The sequence below is a fragment of the Streptomyces mesophilus genome, from assembly GCF_040300965.1.
Lineage (GTDB): Bacteria > Actinomycetota > Actinomycetes > Streptomycetales > Streptomycetaceae > Streptomyces > Streptomyces mesophilus_A.
The window spans coordinates 21121-48114 of sequence record NZ_JBEPEW010000027.1; the positions used below are offsets into that span (position 1 = coordinate 21121).

Annotated in this window: 20 protein-coding genes; 8 read left to right on the forward strand and 12 right to left on the reverse strand. The window is 70.1% G+C overall.

Features of this window, described 5'->3' with window-relative positions:
* Positions 1–9: 9 nt before the first annotated feature.
* On the reverse strand, positions 10–1242 hold the full coding sequence (locus ABT367_RS12935; protein WP_352252534.1) for a glycoside hydrolase family 6 protein: 1233 nt from the start codon (positions 1240–1242) through the stop codon (positions 10–12).
* A gap of 131 nt (positions 1243–1373) precedes the next feature.
* Here ABT367_RS12935 and ABT367_RS12940 point away from each other — a divergent pair, with 131 nt between their 5' ends.
* On the forward strand, positions 1374–1988 hold the full coding sequence (locus tag ABT367_RS12940) for a hypothetical protein (RefSeq protein WP_352252536.1): 615 nt from the start codon (positions 1374–1376) through the stop codon (positions 1986–1988).
* Positions 1989–2018: 30 nt separating this feature from the next.
* On the opposite strand, the gene ABT367_RS12945 is transcribed toward ABT367_RS12940, so the two are convergent.
* From ABT367_RS12945 to ABT367_RS12990, 10 genes are all read right to left on the reverse strand, one after another.
* The gene (locus ABT367_RS12945) at positions 2019–2960 is read right to left on the reverse strand and encodes a sensor histidine kinase (protein ID WP_434975456.1); all 942 of its coding nucleotides are present in this window, start codon (positions 2958–2960) and stop codon (positions 2019–2021) included.
* Between the two features lie 416 nt (positions 2961–3376).
* A complete protein-coding gene (locus ABT367_RS12950) occupies positions 3377–4048 on the reverse strand; it encodes a response regulator transcription factor (RefSeq protein WP_352252540.1) in 672 nt (223 codons plus the stop codon).
* Between the two features lie 15 nt (positions 4049–4063).
* Positions 4064–4849 carry a hypothetical protein gene (locus ABT367_RS12955; RefSeq protein ID WP_352252542.1) on the reverse strand — a complete coding sequence of 262 codons (786 nt, stop codon included), beginning with the start codon at positions 4847–4849 and terminating at the stop codon, positions 4064–4066.
* A gap of 152 nt (positions 4850–5001) precedes the next feature.
* Complete coding sequence (locus ABT367_RS12960) at positions 5002–6000, reverse strand: universal stress protein (protein ID WP_352252544.1); 999 nt, start codon at positions 5998–6000, stop codon at positions 5002–5004.
* A 335-nt stretch (positions 6001–6335) separates the two neighbouring features.
* Positions 6336–8030 carry an immunity 49 family protein gene (locus tag ABT367_RS12965; protein WP_352252546.1) on the reverse strand — a complete coding sequence of 565 codons (1695 nt, stop codon included), beginning with the start codon at positions 8028–8030 and terminating at the stop codon, positions 6336–6338.
* 271 nt (positions 8031–8301) lie between these two features.
* Positions 8302–9462, reverse strand: coding sequence for an XdhC family protein (locus ABT367_RS12970; protein WP_352252548.1), 1161 nt, complete (start codon positions 9460–9462; stop codon positions 8302–8304).
* A gap of 40 nt (positions 9463–9502) precedes the next feature.
* The gene (locus tag ABT367_RS12975; RefSeq protein ID WP_352252550.1) at positions 9503–10987 is read right to left on the reverse strand and encodes an NCS2 family permease; all 1485 of its coding nucleotides are present in this window, start codon (positions 10985–10987) and stop codon (positions 9503–9505) included.
* A gap of 312 nt (positions 10988–11299) precedes the next feature.
* Complete coding sequence (locus ABT367_RS12980) at positions 11300–13681, reverse strand: xanthine dehydrogenase family protein molybdopterin-binding subunit (protein WP_352252552.1); 2382 nt, start codon at positions 13679–13681, stop codon at positions 11300–11302.
* A 2-nt stretch (positions 13682–13683) separates the two neighbouring features.
* On the reverse strand, positions 13684–14277 hold the full coding sequence (locus tag ABT367_RS12985; RefSeq protein ID WP_352252554.1) for a (2Fe-2S)-binding protein: 594 nt from the start codon (positions 14275–14277) through the stop codon (positions 13684–13686).
* Between the two features lie 2 nt (positions 14278–14279).
* Positions 14280–15173, reverse strand: a complete 894-nt coding sequence (locus ABT367_RS12990; RefSeq protein ID WP_352252556.1) for an FAD binding domain-containing protein — start codon at positions 15171–15173, stop codon at positions 14280–14282.
* A 291-nt stretch (positions 15174–15464) separates the two neighbouring features.
* Here ABT367_RS12990 and ABT367_RS12995 point away from each other — a divergent pair, with 291 nt between their 5' ends.
* The 7 genes from ABT367_RS12995 to ABT367_RS13025 all read left to right on the forward strand — a co-directional run bounded on the left by ABT367_RS12995 (position 15465) and on the right by ABT367_RS13025 (position 26105).
* The gene (locus ABT367_RS12995; RefSeq protein ID WP_352252558.1) at positions 15465–17138 is read left to right on the forward strand and encodes a PucR family transcriptional regulator; all 1674 of its coding nucleotides are present in this window, start codon (positions 15465–15467) and stop codon (positions 17136–17138) included.
* Positions 17139–17333: 195 nt separating this feature from the next.
* Positions 17334–18266: a hypothetical protein gene (locus ABT367_RS13000; protein ID WP_352252560.1), complete on the forward strand. Its 933-nt coding sequence runs from the start codon at positions 17334–17336 to the stop codon at positions 18264–18266.
* Between the two features lie 177 nt (positions 18267–18443).
* Positions 18444–19229 (forward strand): SDR family NAD(P)-dependent oxidoreductase, encoded by a 786-nt coding sequence (locus ABT367_RS13005; RefSeq protein ID WP_352252562.1) that lies wholly within the window; start codon positions 18444–18446, stop codon positions 19227–19229.
* Positions 19230–19476: 247 nt separating this feature from the next.
* The gene (locus ABT367_RS13010; RefSeq protein ID WP_352252565.1) at positions 19477–20433 is read left to right on the forward strand and encodes a hypothetical protein; all 957 of its coding nucleotides are present in this window, start codon (positions 19477–19479) and stop codon (positions 20431–20433) included.
* Positions 20434–20439: 6 nt separating this feature from the next.
* Positions 20440–23487 (forward strand): hypothetical protein, encoded by a 3048-nt coding sequence (locus ABT367_RS13015; RefSeq protein ID WP_352252567.1) that lies wholly within the window; start codon positions 20440–20442, stop codon positions 23485–23487.
* Positions 23484–25094, forward strand: coding sequence for a hypothetical protein (locus ABT367_RS13020; RefSeq protein WP_352252569.1), 1611 nt, complete (start codon positions 23484–23486; stop codon positions 25092–25094). The genes ABT367_RS13015 and ABT367_RS13020 overlap by 4 nt, the downstream gene beginning before the upstream one ends.
* A gap of 12 nt (positions 25095–25106) precedes the next feature.
* A complete protein-coding gene (locus tag ABT367_RS13025; protein ID WP_352252572.1) occupies positions 25107–26105 on the forward strand; it encodes a hypothetical protein in 999 nt (332 codons plus the stop codon).
* 22 nt (positions 26106–26127) lie between these two features.
* On the opposite strand, the gene ABT367_RS13030 is transcribed toward ABT367_RS13025, so the two are convergent.
* Entirely contained in the window at positions 26128–26952 is an 825-nt protein-coding gene (locus ABT367_RS13030; RefSeq protein ID WP_434975457.1) for a GntR family transcriptional regulator, read from the reverse strand.
* Positions 26953–26994 lie beyond the last annotated feature (42 nt).

The following is a 26994-nucleotide window of genomic DNA, read 5'->3' on the forward strand; positions in this document are numbered from 1 at the left end:
CGCGCCCGATCAACTACCGGGCAGAATCGGCGGGTTGGAAAGCCGCACCAACTCCAGCGCCTGCTCGCGGAACCAGTCGCCCGCCTTCGGGTCGACCATGCCGCGCTCCGGGTCCTCGGGGCCGGGCGTGCCCCGCAGGCACAGGCCGTCCGACTCGCCGGGGATCTTGATCCACAGACGCGCGTCCTGCAGCGGATCGCCCGTCCGCAGCGTCGGTCGCTCACCGAGCCCCCGGTTCGGCGGGTTGCACCAGTCCTGCGGGTCCGTGTACTTGCCGGCCGGCGGCACCCACGGGCCCTGGCCGTTGCGGCTCGAGTCCGTCACGAAGTGCTTCCAGCGGTACGAGGGGGTGCGGACGTTGGCCGCGATCCACTCGTCCGCCTGCTCGCGCGGCCAGGACTGGTGCGGGCACTGGCGGGTGTCCCCACCCTCCCCTGCGTACGCGATACAGGCCGAAACCAGCTTTCCGTACCAGGAGTTGGCCGCGTCGGTGTTGTAGTTGGAGACGTTGGTGAAGAAGCCGGTCGCCTTCGTGATGCCGCCCTTGATGAGGCGGGGCGTGATGGAGTCGGGGCCGTGCCAGCCGGGGTGGCCGGTGTCGAGGTAGACCCGCGTGCCGCGCAGCGGCTCCAACTGGTCGATGGCGTAGTTGACTTCGGCGTACCGGGCGGCTGTCTTCGTGCCCTGTGCGTCGTCCTGGCCGCAGTCGCTCGGAATCAGGGCCAGCGAGTCGGTCTCCAGGATCACGATCGCCTCGCTGCGGCCGATCCCGCGGGCCACGGCGTCCACCCACGCCTTGTACTCGGCGGTGGTGTTGGCCCCGCCGCCGGAGTAGCCGGAGCAGTCACGGCCGGGCACGTTGTAGAGCGAGAACACGACGGTGTCGCCGTCCGCGTCCCGTACGACCTCCCGCGCCTCGCGCTCGACCTCGGCCGGGCTCTGGTCCCCGAACCAGACCGCTTGCGGCGTACGGACCATCGCGAGGATCCCGGCCGCATCGCGGTACTGGCCGGCGCGGACGAGTTCGTACGCCTGGGTGTACGCGTCGGGGTTGGCGGCGGGGGTGTACAGGCGGGGTCTGTGCCGGTCGCCGGCACCGCCGCCGTCGGAGGCGGCGAGTGCGGTGGGTACGGCGAGTGCGGTGGGCGACGGTGCGTCATCGGCGGTCGCCGCGGGTGCGGAGAGTGCGGCGGCCGCGAGGGCAAGTGCCGCCGCTATCAGGGGAATTGCTCTACGTCGCATGGTTCACTCCTGGCTCGCAGGGGACATACGGGAGCGCTCCCACGCGATGGTTGTGCAGGGGCATGGACTCGTCAATGGGTTCGACGGGGGCGGGAACGGAGGTGGCCGTACCGCTTTCGTAGGCTTTGCGGATGGGTGTGTGCATGGAGGTGCTGATCGTCGACTGGGGGCATCTGCGGTCGGTGCCACTGGAGCAGCGGGTACAGCTGGTCGAGACGGCCGCGTTCGGACCGAATGACGTGTACGACTACAACCTCCCGAAGGGGTGGACCTGGCCGGAGTCCGCCGATGACCGATGGTGGGCGCGCTTCGAGTTCCTTGGCAGGACCTCGTACAAGGCGCATTTCTGGTCCGGCGAACGCTGGGACAAGTTGCGCCCCTTCGTCGACCTGCCGCTGCGGGCCACGCTCGATCAGTTCGCAGCCCCGTTGTTCTGGGGTGAATACAACTGGGAGAGCCTCGCTCCGGGCTTCACTCCGACCGTGGAGTCACACGCGGGTAACTGGCCCCCGGAAGCCGAGGTCATGTTGTGGCTGGAGCCACATGAGGTGGCACGCCTGCGTGACTTCTGGACACAGGTGGAGCCGCACGTCGCAACCCTGCGCGAACCGTTCGAGCTCCACCTGGCCGAAGCCACCGGATGGATCAAGGACTTCGACTCCTTCGCCCAACTCGTCACCGAATGGGGCGACGTCGTGAGCCGGGCCGCCGAGCGAGGCTGGGCTGTCATCGGTCTGAGGTGCTGACCGGCACGCAACCCGTCGACCAGGCAGGACCTAGCCCCGGGGCCCGCCGAGTACCGGCAGCGTCATCCGCAGGCACGCGCCGCCCTCGGCCGGCCGCTCCGCCGCCACCGTCCCGCCGTGGGTCTCCACGATCTGCCGTACGATCGCGAGCCCCAGGCCGCTCCCCGGGAGCGAGCGCGCCTGGGGCGAGCGGTAGAACCGGTCGAAGATGTACGGCAGGTCGGCAGCCGGTACGCCGGGTCCCTCGTCGGTCACACTCAAGGTGCCGTCGGAGTCGACCCGCACCCGCAGCCGCCCGCCCGGCGGGCTCCACTTGACCGCGTTGTCCACCAAGTTGCCCGCCGCGCGCTCCAGGGCGTCCGGGTCGCCGTGGACGAGGCAGGGCACGAGGTCGGTATGGATGCGCAGGCCGGGTACCCGCTGCTCGGCCCGTTCGGCGACCCGCAGGGCCAGCAGGTCGAGCCGGGTGTCCTCGGTGGGGGTGTCGATGGATCCGTAACGGGCCAGGTCGATCACGTCGTTGACCAGAACAGTGAGTTCACGGGTCTGTTCACGCGCCGCCGTGACGAGCTCGGGCGCCTGCGGATCGGCGACGCCCTTGCCTTCGCCGAGGAGCTCCAGATTGGTCGTCAGGCTGGTCAGCGGCGTCCGCAGCTCGTGCGAGGCGTCCGCGACCAGCCGCCGCTGCGTCCCCACCGACGCGTCGAGCGCCGACGTCATCGAGGCGAACGCCCGCGCCAGGCGGGCGATCTCGTCACTGCCCCGGGTCTCGATCGGCGCCGCGAGGTCCTGCGTGGCGGTGATGTGCTCCACCGTCTCCGTCAGCTCGCGCACCGGCCGCAGCACCCGTCCCGCCACGAGCCGCGCGACGACTGCCGCGAGCAGGGAGCCGCCCAGCGTGATCGCGAAGAGCAGCAGCTTGAGACGGTCGAGCGGCGCCTGTATCGCGGACACCGGTATGGCGGCCCGCACCAGCGTGCCCTCCGAGCCGGACAAGGGAGCGGTGTAGAGGCGGTAGCGGACGCCGCCGTGGTCGGCGTACCGGAAATACGGTTCGCGGGTGCCGTCGGCGACCTGCTCGTCGGCTGTGGTCACCTCGACGAACCCCGTGCTCGGACCGGCGTACACGGGGGCGATGAGCAACTGCACCCGGGTGGAGCCCACATCCAGCGGACGCCCGTCGAAGAACTCCGGCCTGTCCCCCTTCTCCTCGGACTTCGCCTTGAGGGTGCGCACGATGTCGGGGACCTGCTGCACGGCGGATACGAGGGTGGCGTCGTGCTCCTGGTCCAGTTCGGCGTCGAGGGACGGATAGAGCACCAGCGAGGCGATCACGAGGACGACCAGGACCACCGAACCGCCGGCCAGCGCCACGCGGTTGCGCAGGCTCATGGTTCCTGCCGCAGTACGTACCCGAGGCCGCGCACCGTCCGGACGATCCGCGGCTCGCCGCCGGCCTCCAGCTTGCCGCGCAGATAACTCACGTACACCCAAAGGGCGTTGGAGGAAGGACCGAAGTCGTAGCCCCAGACGGAGTCGAAGATCAGGCTCCTGCTGAGCACCCGCTCGGGATTGCGCAGGAACAGTTCGAGCAGCGCGTACTCGGTACGGGTCAGGTCGAGTCGGCGCGCACCCCGGCGGGCCCGGCAGGCGGCCGTGTCCAGGGTGATGTCGGCGTACGAAAGGACATCGCTCGCCGCGCCGCTGCGGCGAAGGAGCGCGCGCAGCCGGGCCCTGAACTCTTCCAGGGCGAACGGCTTGACCAGATAGTCGTCGGCGCCCGCGTCCAAGCCCGCGACCCGGTCGGAGACCAGGTCGCGGGCGGTGAGCATGAGGATGGGGGTGCCGTCCCCGCGGACGCGCAGACTGCGGCACACCTCCAGACCGTTGGGCTCGGGCATCAGGATGTCGAGCACCAATGCGTCCGGCCGGGACCTGCCCATCTCCTCCAGCGCGCTGCGGCCGTCGGGCGCGACGGACACCTCGTAGCCGTCCCTCGTCAGGGCGTGCGCCAGTGAACGGCGCACCGCTTCGTCGTCGTCGACCACCAGGACTCGCACGCCCACGAGGGTGCCTCAGCCCTTGTAAGTTTTCGGTGAGCCCTCGACGTCCTGTGCCAGGCTCCTCTTGACCTCGATCAGGACCTGCTCGAGCCGCTCCGGCGTCACCTTCAGACCGCGGGCGAGCGCGGCGAACTCCTCGCTGCGCGGGTCGACACCGTCCTGGGTGGCGCTGAGCTTCTCCAGGGTCGCGAAGGCGGCCGCGGCCTGCTCGCGGGACACCCCCAGCTTGTCGACGAGCGCTTGGACGAAGGCTTCGGTGAGTTTGGCGTCGTCCGCCGGCGCCTTGCCGGAACCCGGCTTGCCGGAACCCGGCTTGCCGGGCACCGGCTTGCCGGGCACCGGCTTGCTGTCGGTCCGCTTGCCAGGGTCCTTCTTGCTGGGGCCCCTCTCAGCCGGCCCCTTCTTTCCGTGGCCTTCCTTGCCCGGGCCCCGGTCGACAGGCCCCTTGGCGAACAGTTCGCGGACCAACTGCTCCGCCTTCTTCTGGGAGATGTCCAGACGCGAGGCGAGTGCGGTGGCGAGAGCGAGCCCGGTGGGCTCCGTGCCCTTCTCGCCGAACTCGGCCTTGACGGCGCGCAGCGCGTTCTGGAGCGCCTCCTCGCCGACTCCGTACCGCTCGGCGAGACGGGCGAGCCACTGCCCGTCGTCCCCCTTCTTCTTGTCCGTCTGCGTCACCGCGTCGCGCTTCTTCCCCGCGCCGCCCCCGTCGGCCGCGGCCGCGCCCGTGAGCCCGGCCGCCAGTGCCAGCGCCAACCCGGTGGCGGCCACAGCGGTTCCGTACCTGTTGCGTCGTCGCATGTGTGTCCCTCGGACGGTGAGCCGACCTCTTCGGCCCCGCAACGGCCAGCAGAACACCCGGACTTCCCGGAAACCGTGGGAGATCCTTAGAGAGACCTTAGAACCGCGGGGCCGCCGGTTGAGGCCCGCCGGCCCTTCGCACAGTCCGGCCCTCAGTCACCCGGGACCACCGCGACCGGCCCCTGCGCGTGCTGCAGCACCGCGTTCGTCACCGAGCCCAGGACCAGCGCGTCCGGGCGCAGACGGCGGCGGTGGCGGCCCACCACCGTCAGGGTCGCGGAGCGCGACGCCGTGACCAGGCGGCCGGCCGGGTCGCCCGCCGTGGCGATCTGTCCGACCTGGACCGACGGAGAGCGGGTACGGAACGGCGCCAGGCGTGCGGTCTGCGCCTCCTTGAGGTCGTGGCCGATCCGGGTGTCGGAGGTGTCGGCGAGCTCGCCGACCACGAGGAGCGAGGTCAGCGGCACCAAGTAGGTGGAGACGACCTGGAGTTCGGCGCCACGTCGGTCGGCTTCGGCGAAAGCGAACTCGACGGCGGCGTCGGCGGTTTCGTCGGGGGCCAGGCCCAGAACGATCTGCTCGGGTCCGGACGCTTCGGACCGGTCCGCCGTGCGGTCCGCGTGCGGCACGATCACGACGGGGTTCGGCGCCTGCATGGCCAGCTTGCGGCCCGTGGAGCCGAGCAGCAGGGCGGCGAAACCGCCGAGGCCGCGCGAGCCGACGACCAGGAGCTGCGCCTCGGCCGCCGCCTCGACGAGGGCCGCGGAGGGGGCGCCGCCTTCCAGGACGGAGTACGTGACTGCCGGCTCCGTACCGGACGGCTGAGTACGTACCGAGTCCGCACGGGCGGCGATCAGGTTCTCCACCCGCCACTGCAGCCGGGACGAGCCCGTGCGCGAGGCGATGAACTTCTCCACCTGCTCCCGTACGGGGTCGTCCTCCCACTCGGCCGGGGCCGGGGGCCGGGGCGCGAGGTCAGGCGCGGGCAGGGCCGCGAGGTCCGGCCCCGGCAAGGTCGGGGCCGTGCTCCGTACGCGGACCGCCAGCACCTCCGCTCCCCGTATGCGCGCGGCCTCCATGGCCCACTCCAGGGCGGCGAGGCTGTGGTCCGAACCGTCGACTGCTGCGATCACCGGTGCGTAGCTGCTCATATGGCCAGCGTCCTGCGCGGAAGGCCCTCGCGGCAGGGACGAAAGACCCCTGTCCGAAGCTTGGACCAAGATCCGAACGACAGCCGTGCTCGGCCCGGGATCCGGCGATCCGGCGGCCGCACCGCTGACCGGACCGCGCGGTGCGGGCGGCCGCGCGGTCCGGTCAGCGGTACGGGCGGCCGCTCGGCCGCGCAGCCCGGTCAGCCGCGAGGTGTGGCCGGCCCGGTCAGCCACTCAGCCGCCCAGCCACTCACCCACTCACCCACTCACCCACTCACCCACTCACCCACTCACCCCGGAGGATCGGTCGGCCCACCCGCCCCGACACCCCCAACTCAGCCCGGAATCACCTCAATACGCCCACCATCCGCCAGATACTTCGGCAGATACGGCAGCTCCGTGTCGACCGGGAAATCCTGCCCGTGCGCCAGACTCGCCAGCGCCAGCGGGCCGAGCGCGAGCTGGGCGCGCGGGGCCGTCGAGTCGCCCCAGTAGCGGGCGTGCTCCTTGAGCGCCTCGGCCAGGGCCCTGGCGAACTTCTCGTGGTCGCGGGCGAGGAACCGGTGGAAGAGCGCGACCGGCTGGTATTCGATGGCGTTGACGTACTCCACGGGAGCGCGGGTCACCGCGTCCCCGTGCGACGCGTCGATGGTGGCGAGCAGCTTCTCCACCACGTCGTCCATGGGGCGGTCGTGGTCGAAGTACGTCTGCAGCGTGTCGATCCAGTGCAGCAGATACGTGTCCGCGGTCGCGTCCTGCTTCAGAAGGTCCAGCGGCACCCGGCGCAGCCGCTCGATCCGGCCCCGTTCGCGGCAGATGACGGCGATGTAGAAGGCGTCGAGCCACCCGCGGGCGTCCGCCGGCGGGTTCGACGGGAAGGCGGGCAGCGGGCGCTCCAGGTCCTCGCCCAGCGCGCATGTCTGCGGTTCCGCTCCGGTGAACAGCGCGGAGCCGAGCTGCAGGGAAGTCGCCCAGGCGTCCCAGGTGTCCGCGAGGGCCGCGTCCGGATCGGCCGCGCAGTGCGCGTGGGCCAGCTCGACGAGCTTGGGGAAGACCGCGGCGAGTGTCCCGGGGTTCTCAGGCAGGCCGGCTGTCAACTCACCTGCCGCGCCCAGCAGTTCGGCCGCCGCCGGCACCTGTGCCGCCGCGCGCCCGCGCAGCCGGCCCTCGTCGTCGAGCCGCACCAGGGTCCGCAGCCGGGTGAGCAGTTCCGGCGGCGGCTCGATGGAGAAGGTCTTCGTCTCCTCGTCGATCACGGTGAGGGAGGTGATCCGGCCCTTGTGCCACCAGTAGAGCCGCGGCGAGAGCGAGCCGGGACCGTCCTCGTACGCCCCGAGTCCGTACTTCGCCAGGTCGTTGATCGCCTCGGCCACGGAGCCGTCGGCGAGGGGGTGGTACGCGATCAGATGCCGGGTGGGCACGACGAACAGCGCACCCGCCTTCGGCAGACTGCCGCCGGTCGCCTTGTGGTGCAGCTGGTCCAGGTACAGCGCGCGGCTCGCCACGAACGGCGAGTCCCCGTACACGGATCGGAGCACCGCGCGCCCTTCGAGCGCGATCTCCTCGTGTGTGAAGGGCACCTGCAGCACGTTGTCGTACGCCGCGTCCCACAACACGTCCTCGTCCCCGACGCGTTCCACGTCGCGGTCGGTGAGGATCCGTACGGTGGAGGGCTGGTCGAGGGCGTACGCGAAGACGAGCCCGTCGGCCAGGCGGCGCGTGTACCGCATCGCCGGCAGCAGCTCCGCGGTGAAGGAGTCCTCCGGAAGCAGCCGCGAGTGCACACCGCTCAGGATCTCCTCGCGGCTCTCGCCACCCGTTCCCGCCGACCGCAGGTGCGCGAAGTGCTGCTCGACCAGGGCCGGCCACTGCTCCTCGGGAGCCTGGCGGCACTTCTGCGCGAGATTGCGCAGCCCGTACGTCCCGTCCCGCAGGTGGGGCGCGGCGAGTTCACGCAGCCGCGCGGCCTGCTCCGGGCTGAGCATGGAGAGTTCGGGGTCGGGCACGCCGGGGTTCACATCCTCAATCATCCGTACGACCTTACGAGGCATGGCAGTGGCGAAGGCGATCGGGTCCGGCACTGCGAAGACATCGGGGCCGGTACCGGCACAGCCCGATGGGCCCGGTACCGGTAGACCCGAAAGAGGCCGGTACCGGTAGACCCGAAAGAGCCCGGTACCGGTAGACCCGAAAGAGCCCGGTACCGGTAGACCCGAAAGAGCCCGGTACCGATAAAGCCGAAAGGGCCCGCCGTTGGGGCAGCGGGCCCTTTCGTGGTGCCGAGGTCGGCAGGTGGCCTCGTCAGGCCACCGAGCCGATCCGGCCGGCCGGCTCCGCGGTGCCGTCGTGGTGGATCGGGGTGTGCGCGCCGGTGAGCGAGACCCCGCTGCCGCCGCGTCGCGATGCGACGATCTCGGCGGCGATGGACAGGGCCGTCTCCTCGGGCGTGCGCGCACCGAGGTCGAGGCCGATCGGCGAGCGCAGACGGTTGAGTTCGAGCTCGGTGACGCCCACCTCGCGCAGCCGCTTGTTGCGGTCCTCGTGAGTGCGGCGGGAGCCCATCGCGCCGACATAGGCGACGGGAAGCTTGAGTGCGTGCTGAAGGAGCGGTACGTCGAACTTGGCGTCGTGGGTGAGCACGGCGAGCACCGTACGGCCGTCGACCTCCGTGCGCTCCAGGTACTTGTGCGGCCACTCCACGACGATCTCGTCCGCCTCGGGGAAGCGGGTCTTCGTGGCGAAGATGGGACGCGCGTCGCACACGGTGACGTGGTAGCCGAGGAATTTGCCGACCCGTACCAGGGCGGACGCGAAGTCGATGGCACCGAAGACGATCATGCGCGGGGCCGGGACCGAGGACTCGACGAGCAGCGTGAGCGGCTGACCGCAGTGGGACCCGTCCTCGCCTATGGAGACCGTTCCCGTCTTTCCGCCGTCGAGCATCGCGGAAGCCGAGGCCGCCGCCGTGCGGTCGAGTTCGGGGTGGCCGCCGAGGCCGCCTTCGTACGAGCCGTCGGGACGTACGAGCAGTGCGCGGCCCATGACCTCGGCCGGACCGTCCGTGATCCGCGCGACCGCGGCCGCCTCCCCCGTGGCGGCCGCGGACAGCGCAGCGGCGAACACTCCCCGTCCCGGAGCGTCCGCACGTACTGGGGTGACGAGGATGTCGATGATGCCGCCGCAGGTCAGACCGACCGCGAAGGCGTCCTCGTCGCTGTAGCCGAAGCGTTCGAGCACGGTCTCGCCGTCTGTGCCAGCTTCGAGTGCCTGCATGCAAAGGTCGTACACCGCCCCCTCCACACACCCGCCGGAGACCGAGCCGATGGCCGTGCCCTCGCTGTCGACGGCGAGCGCGGCACCCGGTTGCCGGGGCCCGCTGCCGCTGACCGCCACGACGGTGGCGATCGCGAAGTCGCGTCCCTGCTCGACCCACCGGTTGAGCTCTTCGGCGATGTCCAGCATTTCGGTCTCCTTACGGGTGTGTGGAATCAAGGCGGAACTGCTACTTGAGCCAGCCCTCGATGGCGTGCAGTGAGAAGAACGCCACGAAGATGACGGCAAGGGCCCACATGAGCCAGCCGATCTCCCGCACCTTGCCCTGCACGGCCTTGATGAGGACGTGCGCGATGATGCCCGCCGCGATACCCGCGGTGATCGAGTAGGTGAAGGGCATCAGGACGGTGGTGAGGAACACCGGGATGGACACCGACTGGTCGTTCCAGTCGATGTGCTTGGCGGTGGACATCATCATCGAGCCGATGACGACCAGCGCGGCGGCCGCCACCTGGGTGGGGATGGCCTGGGCGAGCGGGGTGAAGAACAGGCACAGCGCGAAGCCGAGACCCGTGATGACGCTGGCGAAGCCGGTGCGCGCGCCGTCGCCGACGCCCGCGGTGGACTCGACGAACACGGTCTGCCCGGAGGCTCCGGCCACACCGCCGACGATGCCGCCGGCGCCGTCGATGGCCAGGGCCTTGTTGAGGCCCGGCATCTTGCCGTCCTTGTCGGCGAGTCCGGCCTGCTGGCCGATGCCGATGATGGTGCCGATGGCGTCGAAGAAGCCCGCCAGGACCAGGGTGAAGACGATGACGCCGACGGTGATGGCGCTGATGTCCCCGATACCGCTGAAGGAAACCTCACCGAACAGACCGAAGTCCGGCGACGAGACGAGGTGACCGAAGTCGAGCGTCGGGGCGTTGATGCCCCAGTCCGAGACCTTCAGACCGGCGACCTGGTGGACGATCGCCGCGAAGACGCTGCCGCCGACGATGCCGATGAGGATCGCGCCCGGGACCTTGCGGACCAGGAGGGCGAAGATCAGCAGCACGGTGACCGCGAAGCAGACGACCGGCCAGCCGACGAGCTTGTCGTCGAGACCCAGCTGGATGGGCTTGCCGTACATGGCACCGGGCTCGGACGGCATCGAGGTGACGAAGCCGGCCTGGACGAGACCGATGAGGGTGACGAAGAGGCCGATGCCCATGGTGATCGCGTGCTTGATCGCCAACGGGATGGCATTCATGATCATTTCGCGCATACCGGTGATCACCAACAGCACGATGATGCCGCCGTAGATGATGCACATGGCCATCGCGTTGCCCCACGTCATCTGTGGGGCGACCTGGAAGGCCATCACGGCCGAGACGCTGAGTCCTGCCGCGAGAGCGAGCGGGACGTTACCGATGAAGCCCATCACGATGGTGGTGACCGCGGCGGCAAGGGCCGTCGCCGTGATGAGCTGGGCCACGCTGAGTTGGGCACCCGTGACGTCCTTGGCGCCGCTCAGGATGATCGGGTTCAGGAGGATGATGTACGCCATCGCCATGAAAGTGGTGATGCCGCCGCGCACCTCCCGGCCGACGGTCGAACCGCGCTGGGATATCCGGAAGTACCGGTCGAGCCAGTTCCCACCGGAGGGTGGAGGAGTCGAGCCCCGTCCCGAGTCATCGGGTTCCGAGACCTTCGGCTCTGTGTACTGCTGGGTCATGGTGCCTACTCCCAAGGTTCATAGGGGCACCCGCATGCGATCTGCGAGATTTGGGATTGCTCTGGGCTGCACGACCCGGGGGACGGCCCGAGACGAACGGGGGAGTTCTTTCGGCTTACCGCGAGCGGTGCGGGTGCCGGGTGCTGCGGGCGGGAGTGTGTGGCTGCTGCCGGAGGACTTGACCTATGACCTCTCGGCAACTCCGGTGCCCGGAGCGGGGGTTGGGCGACCTGTTGTACGAGTCGGCTTCACCCCTGTGGGAGGGAGAGGGCCGGCGGCGGAAACCGCCGGACCCCTCCGTCCCTTGGCGCGTCACGTACCGGTGATGTGCTCCGGTCGCACCGGCGTCTTGTTGAGCTCCAGACCCGTCGCGTTCCGGATCGCCGCGAGGACGGCCGGAGTCGAGGAGAGGGTCGGGGCCTCGCCGATCCCGCGGACGCCGTACGGCGCCTTCGGGTCGGCCATCTCGATGTAGTCGACCGGGATGGTCGGGGTGTCGAGGATGGTCGGGAGGAGGTAGTCCGTGAAGGAAGGGTTGCGCACCTTCGCGGTCTTGGGGTCGACGATGATCTCTTCCATCACCGCGACGCCCAGGCCCTGGGTGGTGCCACCCTGGATCTGGCCGACGACGGAGAGCGGGTTGAGCGCCTTGCCGACGTCCTGGGCACAGGCCAGTTCGATGACCTTGACCAGGCCGAGCTCGGTGTCCACCTCGACGACCGCGCGGTGCGCGGCGAACGCGTACTGGACGTGGCCGCGGCCCTGTCCGGTGACGCGGTCGAAGGCCTCGGTGGGCTGGTGGCGCCACTCCTCCTCGACCGAGACGACCTCGTCCTCGAGGACGTCCACGATGGAGGCGAGTACCTCACCGGCGTTGGTGACGACCTTGCCGCCCTCGAGGGTGAGCTCCTCGGTCGCCCACGCGGGGTGGTACGAGCCGAACTTGCGCCGGCCGATCTCGAAGACCTGCTCGCGGACGAGCTCGCAGGAGTTCTTGATGGCGCCGCCGGTCATGTACGTCTGGCGTCCCGCGGAGGTCGAACCGGCCGAGCCCACCTGCGTGTCGGCGGGGTGGATGGTGACCTGCTGGACACCGAGTTCGGTACGGGCGATCTGCGCGTGGATGGTCACGCCGCCCTGGCCGACCTCGGCCATCGCGGTGTGCACCACGGCGACGGCCTCGCCGTTGATCACCTGCATGCTGATCTTGGCGGTCGAGTAGTCGTCGAAGCCCTCGGAGAAGCCGACGTTCTTGATGCCGACCGCGTAGCCGATACCGCGCACGACGCCTTCACCGTGCGTGGTGTTGGACAGACCGCCCGGCAGCGCGCGGACGTCCGCGCCCTCGCTGGACTCCCACTGGCGCTCGGGCGGCAGCGGACGGGACTTGACGCGGCGAAGGAGCTCGGCGACCGGGGCGGGGGACTCGACCGGCTGCCCGGTCGGCATGATCGTCCCCTCCTCCATGGCGTTGAGCTGCCGGAACTCCACCGGGTCCATGCCCAGCTTCGCCGCCAGCTTGTCCATCTGCGCCTCGTACGCGAAGCACGCCTGGACCGCGCCGAAGCCGCGCATGGCGCCGCAGGGCGGGTTGTTGGAGTAGAGGCCGATCGCCAGGATGTCGACGTTGTCGATGACGTACGGGCCGACCGAGAGGGACGAGGCGTTGCCGACGACCGATGCCGTGGACGAGGCGTAGGCGCCGCCGTCGAGCACGATCTTGCACTTCATGTGCGTGAGCTTGCCGTCCTTGGTGGCGCCGTGCTCGTAGTAGAGCTTCGCCGGGTGCCGGTGGACGTGGCCGAAGAAGGACTCGGTCCGGTTGTAGACCATCTTGACCGGCTTGCCGGTGCGCAGCGCCAGGACGGAGGCCTGGATCTGCATCGAGATGTCCTCGCGGCCGCCGAACGCGCCGCCGACGCCGGACATCGTCATCCGCACCTTCTCCTCGGGCAGGCCGAGGCAGGGTGCGATCTGCTTGAGGTCCGAGTGCAGCCACTGGGTGGCCACGTACAGGTCGATGCCGCCGTCCTCGGCGGGCACGGCGAGGCCGGACTCCGGGCCGAGGAAGGCCTGGTCCTGCATGCCGAAGGTGTACTCGCCCTTGACGATGAAGTCGGCCTTCTTGGCCGCCTCTTCGACGTTGCCGCGCTGGATGGGCTGGTGGTGCACGATGTTCGGGTGCGGCACGAACGGGGCGTGGTGGTCGTCCCGGTTCTCGTGCACGAGGATCGCGTCGGGAGCGGTCGCCGAGGCCTCATCGGTGATGAGGGGCAGCTCCTTGTACTCGATCACGATCTTCGCGGCGGCGCGGCGCGCGGTCTCCGGGTGGTCGGCGGCCACGAGGGCGACCGGCTCACCGTGGTGACGGACCTTGCCGTACGCCAGGATCGGGGTGTCCTGGAACTCCATGCCGTAGTTCTTCGCGGCCGGCATGTCGTCGGCGGTCAGGACGGCGTAGACGCCGTCCATCTTGAGCGCCTCGGAGGTGTCGATGGACACGATCTCGGCGTGCGCGACGGTGGAGCGCAGGGTCTGGCCCCACAGCATGTCCTCGTGCCACATGTCCGAGGAGTACGCGAACTCGCCGGTGACCTTGAGGGTGCCGTCGGGGCGCAGCGTGGACTCGCCGATGCCGCCCTGGTTGTGCTTCTGGGTGACGTTGGTGGGTACACCCGTGGTGGTGCCAGCCATGATCAGACCGCCTCTTCCTGACGGGCGGCCGCCAGGCGGACCGCGTCCAGGATCTTCTCGTAACCGGTGCAGCGGCAGAGGTTGCCGGAGAGCGCCTCGCGGATGTCGCCGTCGGACGGCGAGGAGTTGCGCTCGAGCAGCTCGTCGGCCGCGACCAGGAGACCGGGGGTGCAGAAACCGCACTGGACGGCGCCGGCGTCGATGAACGCCTGCTGGATCGGGGAGAGGTCGCCACCCTCGCCGGTCTGGCCGTCGGTGCCCTTGGCCTGCCACTGGCGGGCCTGCTGCAGATCGGTGCCGCCGCAGACGGAGCCGCACGCGCCGCCCGGGTGGCTGTCCTCGCGGTGCTTGGCGTAGTCCGCCAGGCCCTCGACGGTGACGACCTCGCGGCCCTCGACCTGGCCGGCCGCGACGAGGCAGGAACAGACCGGCACGCCGTCGAGGCGGACGGTGCAGGAACCGCACTCGCCCTGCTCACAGGCGTTCTTCGAACCCGGAAGCCCCATGCGCTCGCGCAGGACGTACAGAAGGCTCTCGCCCTCCCAGACGTCGTCGGCTTCCTGCTTGCGGCCGTTGACCGTGAAATTGACGCGCATCGTTACGCCGCCCCTTCAAGCGTGCGGCCCTCGCCGCGGTACGACTCCCAGGTCCACATCAGGTTGCGGCGGGCCATGACACCGACCGCGTGGCGGCGGTAGTCCGCCGTGCCGCGCACGTCGTCGATCGGGTTGCACGCGCCCGACGCGAGCGTCGCGAACTGCTTCGCGATGGACGGGGTGATGATCTTGCCGCTGTCCCAGAAGCCGCCCTCTTCGAGCGCCGCGTTCAGGAACTCCTCGGCCGCCTTGGCGCGGACCGGGGTCGGGGCCGCGGAGCCGATGCCGGTGCGGACCGTGCGGGTCGACGGGTGCAGCGCCAGACCGAAGGCGCAGACCGCGATGACCATCGCGTTACGGGTGCCGACCTTGGAGAACTGCTGGGGGCCGTCCGCCTTCGGGATGTGGATGGCCTTGATCAGCTCGTCCTGCTCGAGCGCGTTGCGCTTGACGCCCTTGTAGAACTCGTCGATCGGGATGAGCCGCGAGCCACGGGCCTGCGACTCGACCTCGACATCGGCGCCCGAGGAGAGCAGCGCCGGGTGCGAGTCACCGGCCGGCGAGGCGCAGCCGAGGTTGCCGCCGACGCCGCCGCGGTTGCGGATCTGCGGGGAGGCCACGGTGTGCGAGGCGAGCGCGAGGCCCGGCAGCTCGGTCCGCAGGTTCTCCATGATCTTCGTGTACGGGACGGAGGGGCCGAGGGCGACCTTCTCCTCGCCGACGTGCCACTCGTTCAACTCGGTGATCCGGTTGAGGTCGAGCAGGTACTCAGGGCGACGGTGGTCGAAGTTGATCTCGACCATGACATCGGTGCCACCCGCAATCGGCACAGCTGTGGGGTGCTCAGCCTTCGCGGCGAGCGCCTCCTCCCAGCTGGCGGGGCGAAGGAAGTCCATGGGTACGGCTCTCTTCTACGTCTCGGGTCGTTCTGAGGGTCTTTTCGAGCCAGGGGACCGAAGTCCCTACCCCGACTCGTTCACGTGCTGTTAACGCGGAATAGCGCAAGTACACCGCCGGGACCTTCGTCCCGGTCAGTCACCGAAACCATGAAGGAGTTCGCTGGTCGTCGCTTCCATCTTGTAGATTCGTATGAAGAGCGGGCCCCACCGGCCCCATTGGTTTCCTCGGGAACCGCCTTCACTCGGACGAGCGACAAGATTCAAGCCAGGACAGCGGAGAGGTACGACATGCGGCTGCGCGCCCTTCTGGAGACCGACGTGCTCGGGCTGCGGCTTCTCGGCGGCGAGGACGAGCTGGACCGCACCGTCCGTGGCGTGATGACCACGGATCTGCGTGATCCGAGCCGCTATCTCTCGGGCGGTGAGCTGGTGCTCACCGGCCTGGCGTGGCGGCAGTCCGCCGAGGACTCCGAGCCGTTCGTGCGGATCCTCGCCTCGACCGGTGTCGCGGCGCTCGCGGCCGGCGAGGCCGAGCTCGGCGACATCCCCGACGATCTGGTGGAGGCCTGCGTCCGCCACCGTCTGCCGCTCTTCGCGGTCAACGAGCGGGTGGCCTTCGCGACGATCACCGAATACGTCGTACGGCAGGTCTCGGGCGAGCGCGCAGGCGACCTCGCGGCCGTGGTGGACCGCCACCGCCGCCTGATGACCTCGGGCCCGGCGGGCGGCGGCCCGGACGTGGTGCTCGACCTGCTCGGCACCGACCTCGATCTGCGCGCGTGGGTGCTCTCCCCCGCGGGCCGCCCCATCGCGGGCTCCCGCTCGGCCGGCGAACCGCTGTCCACCGAGGTGTGCACGGCGCTCGCGGCCGAGCATCTGGCCGCCATCCGTACGGGCCGGCGCGGCCCGCACCGTGTGAATGTCCAGGGCTCCACCTACTCGCTCTTCCCCATCCACAGCAGCGGCCGAGGCGCGGCCACCGCCTCCCGTGACGTACGCGAGACGGTCCTGTCCGACTGGCTGCTCGCGGTCGAGGCGGACGCGGGCGACTGGCCCGAGGAGCGGCTCGACCTGCTGCAGGGCGTCACGCAGCTGATCTCCGTGGAACGCGACCGCCGCGATGCCGCCCGTACGGTACGGCGCCGGCTGGCCCAGGAGGTCCTCGAGCTGGTGCAGACGGGCGCCGCGCCCGCCGAGATCGCGGCCCGTCTGCGCGTCGCGGCCCCCGTGCTGCTGCCCGGCCTGGGCGCGGCCCCGCACTGGCAGGTCGTCGTGGCCCGCGTCGAGTGGGACGGCGGCGACATCGAGGGCGGCCCCGTCGCCCAGTCACTGCTCGAGGAGATCCTGGTCGACCCGACCGCCTCGGGGCCCGAGCCCTCGGACCGGATCGCGGTGGCGCACACCGGCGACGAGGCGATCGCCCTCGTACCGCTGCCGGCCGTGACGCCGGACGACGGCCCGGAGCCCAGCCTGATCGCGGACTCGCTGCTCGCCACGGTGCGTGAGCCGCTCGCGGCCGGCCTCTCGGACGACGGCCGCCTCACGCTCGGCGTCTCGGCCTCCGTGCACTCGGCCGACGGTCTGCGCGGCGCCCTGGAGGAGGCCCGGCACGCCCGCCGTGTCGCCGCCGCCCGCCCGGGCCGGGTCTGCGCAGCCGGCCACCAGGAGCTCGCCTCGCACGTCCTGCTCCTGCCCTTCGTGCCGGACGACGTCCGCCGCGCGTTCACCGCGCGCCTCCTCGACCCGCTGCGGGACTACGACCGCCGCCACCGCGCGGAGCTCATCCCGACCCTGGAGGCCTTCCTCGACTGCGACGGCTCCTGGACCCGCTGCGCCTCGCGTCTCCACCTGCACGTCAACACCCTGCGGTACCGCGTCGGGCGCATCGAGCAGCTGACGGGCCGTGATCTGTCGCGCCTGGAGGACAAGTTGGACTTCTTCCTGGCCCTGCGGATGAGCTGAGCGCACAGCACCCGTGAGCCGGGCGCGCGTGATGGGGCGGGTGCGGTGAACGCACCCGCCCCACGCGTATCGTGATCCGCTCAAGATTGTGAATTCCTTCACCTACCCCCTTGGCGCTTCGCCTGAATCCGTGCTGAGATGCCGCCACAGCTCAATGACGCGCTCCTGGGGAGGGGAATTGTGGCGGACACCGCCGTGTCTGGCTCGGATTCCGTATCGAAGTCCACGCGATCCACTGCGCAATCCACCGCTGAGTCCACTGCGAAGTCCACGCAAGCCACCTACCCGAAGGCACCGGCACCACCCGGCACCGCCTCCCCCGACCCCACGCTGAAGCGCTCCGCCCTCCAGAGCGCCGTCTGGCGTCTGCGGTCACGCGGCTGCTGGACCGACGCGGCCGCGCTGCTCACGCCCGACTCCGCCGGCGCCGCGCTGCAGCGCGCCTCCCTCCTGGTCGAGCGCTGCCTGTTCACGGAGCAGGGCTGGCCCGAGGCGGAGGACGCCCTGCGCAATGCCGAGGCTCTCGCCCAAGGCGACGACGAGCGCGGCGCCGCGGCCTGCGAGCGCGGGCAACTCGCTTATGCCTCCACGGTGTTGGGTGTACGCGACCGCGCCGACGAGGCCCGCGCGGCGCTCGGCAGAGCCGCCGCCCTGCTCCACCCGAGCGCCCCCGGCCGCCCCCTTCTGGACTTCCGCCGCGGCCTGATCGCCGAGCACATCGCGGACGCCCCGCAGGCCGCGCTCGCGGCGTACCGCCGGGCGCACGCGGGTGCGGCCGCCCACGACGATCCCCTCCTCCTCTCGTTCACCTGGCGCCATCTCGCGGGCCTCGCCCTGCGCGACGGCGAACTGGCGGAGGCCCGCCACGGTTTCGCGGAGTCCCTTCGCATACGGGAGGAACTGGGCTACCTCGTCGGCACGGCCCCGGCGCTGGTCGCCCTCGCGGAGGCGGAACCGGAACCGACGGCATCCCGCTTGCGCGCGGAGGCAGCCCGCCTCTTCCGCCTCCTGGGAGGCGTCCCGACCTGGCTGGCGGGCCAGTTCCCGGCGGATCCCGGCCACTCCGCCAACCCAACCCAGCCCGGCAATCCCAGCCCGCCCGGCCAACTCAGCCCCTCCGGCGCTTGAGGAGATCCGAACGAAGTCCGGATGCGGGGGTCCGGGGGCGAAGCCCCCGGTTTCGGGAAGGGGCGGGCAGGGGATATCAGCCCGCCGCAGGCGCCCCCACCCGCACCCGACAACACACCCGCAGACGCCACCGACCCCAGCCCGAACGCACGCGAACCCATCCGGCAAGATCACCCCATGAGCACCGACCCGACCCCGCACCTCACCACCCACTTCGGCCTGACCGACCGCACCGCCCTGATCACCGGCGGAAGCTCCGGCATCGGAAGAGCCGTCGCCACCGCCCTGGCGCGGGCGGGAGCAAGGGTCGTCCTGATGGCCCGCGGGGCCGATGCGCTCGAGGAGACGGTCGGCGCCCTGCGCGAAGAGGGCCTGGAGGCAAGCTCCGTCATCGCCGACGTCGGCGACCGCGACGCCCTGCGCGCAGCCGCCGAGGAAGCCGTACGGCCGTACGGCGAACCGGACATCCTCGTCACCTCCGCGGGCATCAACCTCCGTCCCCCGCTGGACGACCTGACGGCCGCCGACTGGGACACGACGATGGCCGTCAACCTCGACGCCCCCTTCCTCCTCGGACAGCGCTTCGGCCCGAAGATGGCCGAGCGCGGCTGGGGCCGGATCATCCACCTCGCCTCCCAGCAGTCCCTGCGCGCCTTCGGCAACAGCGGCGCGTACGGGGTGTCCAAGGCCGCGATCTGCGCACTGACCCGTTCCCAGGCAGAGGCCTGGTCACGTAACGGCGTCTGCGTCAACGCACTTGGCCCCGGCTTCGTCGAAACCCCGCTCACCGAGGCGGTGTTCGCCGACCCGGCCCGCGTCGAAGCACTGGCGGCCCGCACGATGATGGGCCGCAACGGCACACCTGAGGACTTCACGGGCCCGGCCCTGTTCCTCGCGGGTGACGCCGCCCGCTACATGACCGGCCAGACCCTGTTCGTGGACGGCGGCTTCTCGGCGACGTGAGGCCCGCGCGCCCCCCGCACGCCCCGCCCTGACGCCCCGGAGGCCTACGCGGAAGGCGTGACGAGCCTCCGGGCACCACGCCCGCAAGGTTCGGCCGGACCCCCGCACAGGTCATGGGCCATCCAACCGAGGACAACTCAGCCCTTTTGCGACCACCGTAGTCAGGTCCGGATTGTCCTCCTATGCTGCGGGGCCCGGGGCAGCGGCCTTCCGGTCCGGCCCCGTCCGCGAGCAAGGGGGCCGCGCCATGCCGACCAGCAGCCGCAAGAACTCGGAGACGGGCGGGGGAGACCGGAGGCGGCGGTCCGGCGGGGAGGGCGGCGGTTCCGGCCGCGTCATCACCGACGAGGCTTCGTTCGACGCGATGACCTCGGAGCCACGGCAGGTCGCCGCGCTCTACTTCTATCTGCAGATGGATCACGTGGTGTGTGCGGCCCACCGGGTCGCGCTGTCCGCCGTCGAGCAGCCGCAACTGTTCACACGGCTGCGGGAGAAGGGCACGTCCGGCAATCTCGCCCGGCTGCGGGCCCGCTACGGACACGACGAGCGGGTGCCGGACGGCGCCCAGCGTTCGGCCATCTTCCAGGGGGCGTTCCAGGAGACGGCAGCCCAATCGATGCACGCCATGGGCGAGTTCAGTTTCCCCAAGGAGCGCGACGCGCTGCTCGATGCGTCCCGAAGGTACGCGGAGCGTGTGTACGACACCAGTGTCGACCTGCTGCTCGCCGGCGTGCGCGATGCCCATGTGACCATGCTGAGCCTGCTCCAGGGGCTGCACGGCGACACTCTCATCTGGAACGTCGAGGAGAGCCTCGGCAGTATCGCCCGGCAGCTCGCGTACCCCGTACTGCACGACGCCGGCGTCAACGCGGTGTTCGGCATCACCGCTCCCCCGGTATCCGACTGGCCGTTCGTCGAGGACTCCAACGCCGACAAGCTGCTCGAGGAGATCGACCGGCGTATCCCGCTGCCCGCCGCACCTGGCGCCGACCGGCTGCCGCCCACCACCCGGACGTCCAGCGCCAAGCGGCAACTCGCCGCACTGCGTGGCGCCGAGGCGATCATCGCGATTCTGGACTTCCCGCAGAACGGGCCGACGGACCAGCTCGTCGAACTGGCCTCCAGGTGCTTCCTGTGGCACAAAGCGCTGCACAATCTGGGCCCGGCGCAGCCGCGGCCACAGGGACCGGAACTCACCGGGTGACCGGGCGTGGCCGACATAGCCGACACGGGGCCGCAGGAGTCGGAGCGGCTGCCCATCCTGGACTTCCTGGTCGTGCGGCCGCCTCGCGCGGTCGACCCCGGCGTACTGCGCCGCTCGTACATCCGTGACGATCTGATCGTGCTGTTCGACAAGGAGGCAGTGCGCAAGGACGTCGAACTTCAGGTGGCGGACGGCCCGTCGGAGATCGGCAAGCTCGTCTACGGCAAGGTGTGCTGCGAGGGACTGCCGCCCTCGGACAAGGCCATGGAGTCCCTGTTCCAGGTGCTGCTCACCCTGCTCACTCCGCGCGTCGCCGCTTCCTGCCACGAAGGCAGGTCGGAGTACGAGCCGCTCGACATCTCCGAACTCGAGCGGCACGCCCATCTGAAGGTGGGCGACGTCTACTACGTCCTGCCCGACACCATCGAGCAGATCCTCGGCGTACCCGTCGTGGGCCGGCTGCCCGCGGTGCTCACGGTGTTGCGCACGGCGGCGGCCCGTACCGGAAAACTGCCGCCCTCGTTCCCCGCCCAGGTGGAGAGCGCGCTCGGCGGGGCGAACATCGTGCAGACCGTCTACGACGGTCCCGTGCACAGCGGCTGGTTCGGCGAGGCGAAACGAGCCCTGTTCGATGCCCTGTACCTGCTCTACATCCTGCGCCGCTGGTGCCCGCTCGACCTGTCCCCGATCATCGACGGGCTGCGCGCCCTGCACGTCCTGGAGCACATGGCGACCCAACCTCTTGTCACCACGGAGGAGTTGGGCACGCTGCTCGTCGCGAAGCCGGTCGTGCACCCGATGTTCGCGAAGCTCTTCCGCTACTGCGGCACCCCCTTCAACGAGATCAGGCCCGTGGGCGTGGCCGATCTGAAGGTCGTCAAACAGTGGCTGGTCGGCTACCGCGACGGGGAGATCTCCGACATCCACAACGTGATGCTCGGCGAGCTCAAGAAGCGCCACCACCGGGTGCTCAGCAAGACCGAGGACGTGTTCTCCAGCACGTCCGAGGAGGAGAACGAGACGACCACGGACACCGGCTCGACCACGCGCTTCGAGGTCAAGAACGAGTGCGAGCGAGTGGTCAAGGAGCAGCTCGGCGCCAATGCCAACCTCAGTCTGAGCTACGGCCAGGCGCCGAGTGTCGTGGTGAACATCGGCGGCGGCTTCACCTGGAGCAGGTCCGAGGACAGGACCGACAAGGCCGCTCTGAACTTCTCGCAGGACGTGGTGAGCAAGGCGGTCAGCCGGGTGCAGTCCCGCACGGTGCAGCTGCGCTCCATGACGAAGCTGCACGAGGTCGAGGAGCGCAACGAGCACGAGTTCCACAACGAGAAGGGCAAGGGCCACGTCTCCGGGATCTACCGCTGGGTCGACAAGGAGTACCGCGCCCAGGTCTTCAACTACGGCCGCCGGATGATGTTCGAGTTCGTACTTCCCGAGCCCTCCGCGTTCTGGGTCCAGTCGCGGCTGCGGCAGCACGAGGCGGAGCTGCCATGCCCCAGGCCGCCGGACCCTCCCGTCCTCAAGACGGTGCAGCTGCCGTTCACGCCGCCGGACATCAACCCGACGTATTTCGCGGGGCTGCAGCAGAAGTACGGCCTGTCGGGCGAGAGTTACCCGGTCATGGACAAGCGCGTCACGCTGGTGAACGCGGAGACGAACAAGGCGATGTTCTCCCGCGAGGGCATCCCCCGCGACCGGCACCTCATCGTCGACACCTACCAGGCCCGGGTCGAGGGGCTCGACGGGTTCGTGGTGGAGAAGGTCCGCCCGGCAGGGCGGCTCCAGTACCGCGCCGTGGACAAGATCGACGGGCCCGATTCGGGACAGACGGCCTGGTTCGACCGGAACCTCTTCCACGTGACGATGAACGGCTGGGACCTGCTCCGCTACGACGACAGCACCCATCCGACCAGCCACCACCTGCTGGTTCCGCCCCACAACGACGTGGCGCCCGCCGACGGTCCGGTGCCGCCGGCCGTGGGTCCGAAGATCCCGGTCGAGGGGGACCTGCTCACGCTGTCCTTCGCGCATCAGGACTGCACCGACTACCACTTGGCGATCACGCTCATCCTGCGCAGGAGCGACACGGCGCTGGCCGCCTGGCAGCAGAAGATCTACAGCGCCGTGTTCGCCATCGAGCAGAAGCGCGTCGACGCGCTCAACCAGGAGAAGGAGCTCGACTACCGCTCCCGCTCCATCGACTACCGCAACCAGGTCGCGGAACTGAGCGCCGTACCGGTCGCCGAACTGCTGCGCGGCGGCCCCGAGGCGGTGAACCGGGAGACGATCCTCACCGAGCTCAAGCGCCAGTGCCTGGCCATGATCAGCAAGGAGTTCGACGCGGATCACGTGGACGACGTGCTGACCGGCAAGGAGACGATGGGCGGCCGGGACTTCCAGGCCGACACCACCCGGGTCAAGGTCACGGAGGTCAAGGACGAGCCGACGTGCGTCACGTTCTACAACGGGCCGCGCACGGTGACGTACCCGCTGCCCCTGCTCGGGCCCGCCCGGGACAAGGGCAAGCACATCCAGTTCCTGGAGCAGGCCTTCGACTGGCGGCAGATCAGTTACGTCTTCTACCCGTACTTCTGGCGCGTCCCGGAGCGCTGGGTGGAGCTGAGCGGCCGCACCGAGGCCACCGACCCGCACTTCGAGGCGTTCCTGCGCGCGGGCGCGGTCCGTGTGCTCGTACCCGTCTCTCCGCAGTACGACGATTCGGTGGAGCACTTCCTGTGCACCAGGGAGCCGTGGTTCGGCGGGGACTCACCGGTCATCGGGGACTCCCTGTATCTGCCCATCCACGAGGAGCTGCGCAAACAGCAGGACGACCGCTATCACGCGGAGCCCGAGGGCGAGCCGTGGTCCTTCATCGTGCCCACGACCCTGGTCCATCTGCACGCCAGTCAGCACGCGTTGCCCGATCTGGTGGCCGAGCGGGCGAAGGACGCCGACAAGGACAAGGGGAAGCAGCAACAGAAGGACCAGCAGCCGTCCGTACCGAAGCCCGCCCCCAACGGCTGGACCCACCCCGCCGCGGTCAGGCCGTGATGTTCACGTACGCGGAGGTACGGCCCGATCCCCGCGAGCCGCTGACGCGCGGCCTCAACCCGTTCGCGCTGCCGGCCTCGGACGACGACTCGACGCTGGCGGGCCGGCTCAAGCGGCTGTACTCGGAGCGCTTGAGGGCGTACGAGAAGGAGCTCGAGCTCCGGTCCCGGATGGACTCCTCGTACGGGCGGGCGGGCATGTCCCGCTATCCCCGGCTGAGGCTGCTCACCGGTCACCCGGAGACCTATGAACTCGTCTTCGACCGCGAGCTGTTCCGGCAGTTCTTCGATCTGTACACCCTGCACGGCTGGGGTGCGATCGAGTCGGCCGCCGAGCTGCTCCTCGCGAAGATGAGAACGAATGACCCGGTCTGGCAGGAGGCCGGCGCCCTGTTCGACTTCACGAGGAAGGCGCTCCATCTCCTGGTGCGCGAGGCACTCATCGACATCGAGCGGCTGGCGGCCGAACATCTCACCTTGCAGCTCTCCCAGGTCTCCGTCGAACTCACCACCGCCTGGAAGAGGTTCGACTTCCACCAGGTCAAGGTCCTGGTCTCGATGGGCCGCGCCGGCGCGGCAGAGGTCGACAAGTGGGCGCTCCGCGACCGGAAGTTCGCGGCCGCCCTGTTCGCGTCGATGAAGGAGGCGTACGGCGCCCGCAAGGCCTGCGACCAGCTCGCAGCCGGGCAGGACGAGACCGACGGGGTGGCGTCCTCCATGGGCGCCCTCTACCGACGGATGCGGGCCGTGATCCAGCTCAACGCCCCGCTCGCGCTGCTCGCCTTGGAGGGCATGACCGAGAAGACCACTCAGCAGGATCTGGAGCACGACCTCGGCACGCTCCTCAAGGAACTCTTCGACCGGGCGGACCGGCTCGGCCTCGGAATCGACGCCGCGAAGGGCCTGGTGCCTTGGCTGCTGCCCTCCGGCCGCGCGTACGGACCGGACATTCTGCCGGTTTCGGTCGCCGATGTGGAAAACACCGTCCTGGACCGCCGGCGGCCGGAGGCCCTGTGCGTCGAGAGGGCGCTCGACCGCGTCGACGACACTCCCGAGGGCGCCCGCTGGTTCCCCCTGGTCTGCGATTCCGTGCTCGATACGCTCGTGGAGAGCGGCACGCTCCGCCGCGACAGCTTCGCCTACGTGGTACGCCATCACTACATGGCGGAACTCGGCCCGCAGTTGGCCGAACGGTACGCGTCCTCCGAGGGCTGGAAGAAGTTCTGGTCCGGATTCAGCCAGGCCGCGGCCGGCCTCTCGCTGATCCTGCTCGCGACCCCGGCCGCCGAGATCAGCCCGCTGGTGCGCGGCATCGCCGTCGCAGGCGACCTGATCCTGCTCGCCTACACGATCCACTCGACGGTGACCCAGCTCGCCCTCCTCAACGAGACGCTGTCGACCACGCTGATGGCACCGGACGCGCTGGCCCTGCCCGCGCTCGCCAGACTCGGTGAACTACGGGCCTACCGGCGGGATTTCCTCGACAACATCGAGGAGAGCCTGCTGCTGGCCGTGCTCCAGCTGGGCGTGGGACGCTGGGCCGAGGTGAAGCCGCTGCTGCTCGCGTACGGGTACTACGGCGATCTGCGCACGCTGCTGGGTGTCTGAGGAGGCCTCCGGATGGCCAAGCAGTACAACCTCGCGTACGCACTGAACCCGGCCATGCAACAGACCACCAAGCTGCTCAACGCCGCCGGCCTGCCCATGCACGGGATGAGCAAGGCACCGGGGGACTCCTTCGCCGCCGTACTGCGGGATCTGCGTCTGCTCATGGGCGCACCGCCGAGCACGCTGCGCACCCAGCAGCTGCTCGCCCTCACGCCGGCGCTCGCCGCCGCCAGCAAGGCGATGCACATCGACCCCGGGCTGCTCAGGCTCAAGACCCACGACGCGGTCGCGCACTGGTTTCTGCGGCTGACCGAGCGAGTGGACTACGCGGCGTACACCAAATCCGAACTCGCCCTGAAGAAGGTCGGGTTACGCGGCGTGTTCGGCGGCGAGGGCTTCGAGCTCCTGGTGAACGGACACGGGCCGCTCAACCGGAAACTGGACGCCCGTGCCGAGATCGAACGGGCCGCCATGAACGCACTCGTGCGGAGCAAGGCGCCCGGACTGGTCGATGCACGCGGGCGCAGGATCGAAGGGCTCGCCGGGAGCTTCGACGAGGTGACCCAGGGCTACGACGTCTGGATCCACACACCGGGCGGCCGGAAGGTCAAGTTCGTGGACACGGTCCGGCTCTCGCTCTTCAGACCGTCCGCGAGGATCGAAGTCGAGACCCTGTATCTGGGTCTCCTGGCAGGCGCGGAGATCAAACTGCCGGGTGCGGCCAAGTCGGTGGGCAAGCAGATCTCCCGGATCCGGGACCGGTTCCGCAGGATCCTGGCCCTGGAGCTCACCGTGCCGGGCAGGTTCGAGTCGGCGATCTTCCTGCCGCAGCAGATCGTGTTCAACGGCTCCGCCACGAAGTTCTCGGCGATCGCTCCAGGTGAGATCGACGATGTCATCACGCGTACGACCACGACACGCACCGGAGCGGACCTGGAGTTCGACCAGTACCTCATGGACCTGGACGTACGCGAGCTGACGCGCGCCATCGACCTGCTCTTCAGCATCTGAGGAGCAGGCGGGCGCCGCGCAGCTACTGCGCCCCGTTGAAGTGCTCCCGCACCAGCGAGCTCACCACCGTGAGGTCCTGCGCCACGAGCGCGTCCAGGAGTGCCGTGTGCTCCGCCGCGTCGGCGATCAGGTCCGCGCGGCGGACGTGCACCGGCCCGGTGGCGAGCGGCCACTGGGAGCGGCGGTGCAGATCGTCGGCGACCATGACCAGCTGCTGGTTGCCGGACAGGGTGAGGATCGCGCCGTGGAAGGCGCGGTCGGCGTCGACATAGGCGGCGATGTCCCCGCGCGCCGCCGCCGTCACGGTCGCCTCGGCGAGCGGCCGCAGCGCGGCCCACTGGCCGGCCGGCACGGTGCGCGCGAGGCGCAGCATCACCGGGACCTCCAACAGCGAGCGGATCTCGATCAGTTCGGCCAGCTCGCGGGCGCTGCGCTCGGCGACGCGGAAGCCGCGGTTGGGCACCACCTCGACGGCGCCCTCGTGGGCCAGCTGCTGCATGGCCTCGCGTACGGGAGTGGCGGACACCCCGAAGCGGGCCGCGAGCACCGGCGCCGAGTACACCTCGCCCGGCTCGAGCTCGCCGCCGACGAGAGCGGCACGCAGGGCTTCGAGGATCTGACCCCGTACGGAATGACGCTGGACGGGGATCGGCGCCGCCGGCTCGCTGTGCGTGTGCTCACCACGGACCTGCTCACCACGGACCTGCTCACCCCGAACCTGCTCGCCGCCGCCTTGCGCGCCACGGGCCGGCTCGCCACGGGTCTGCTCGCGGGTCATCTGGGCGGGGATGCGCGCGGCGGCCGGGTACGCCGGCTCGGCGACGCCTCGTGTGCGCGCCTGCTCCACGTGGGCCACCTCCCCCGCCATCCTGTCCTCCGGGCCGCTCGG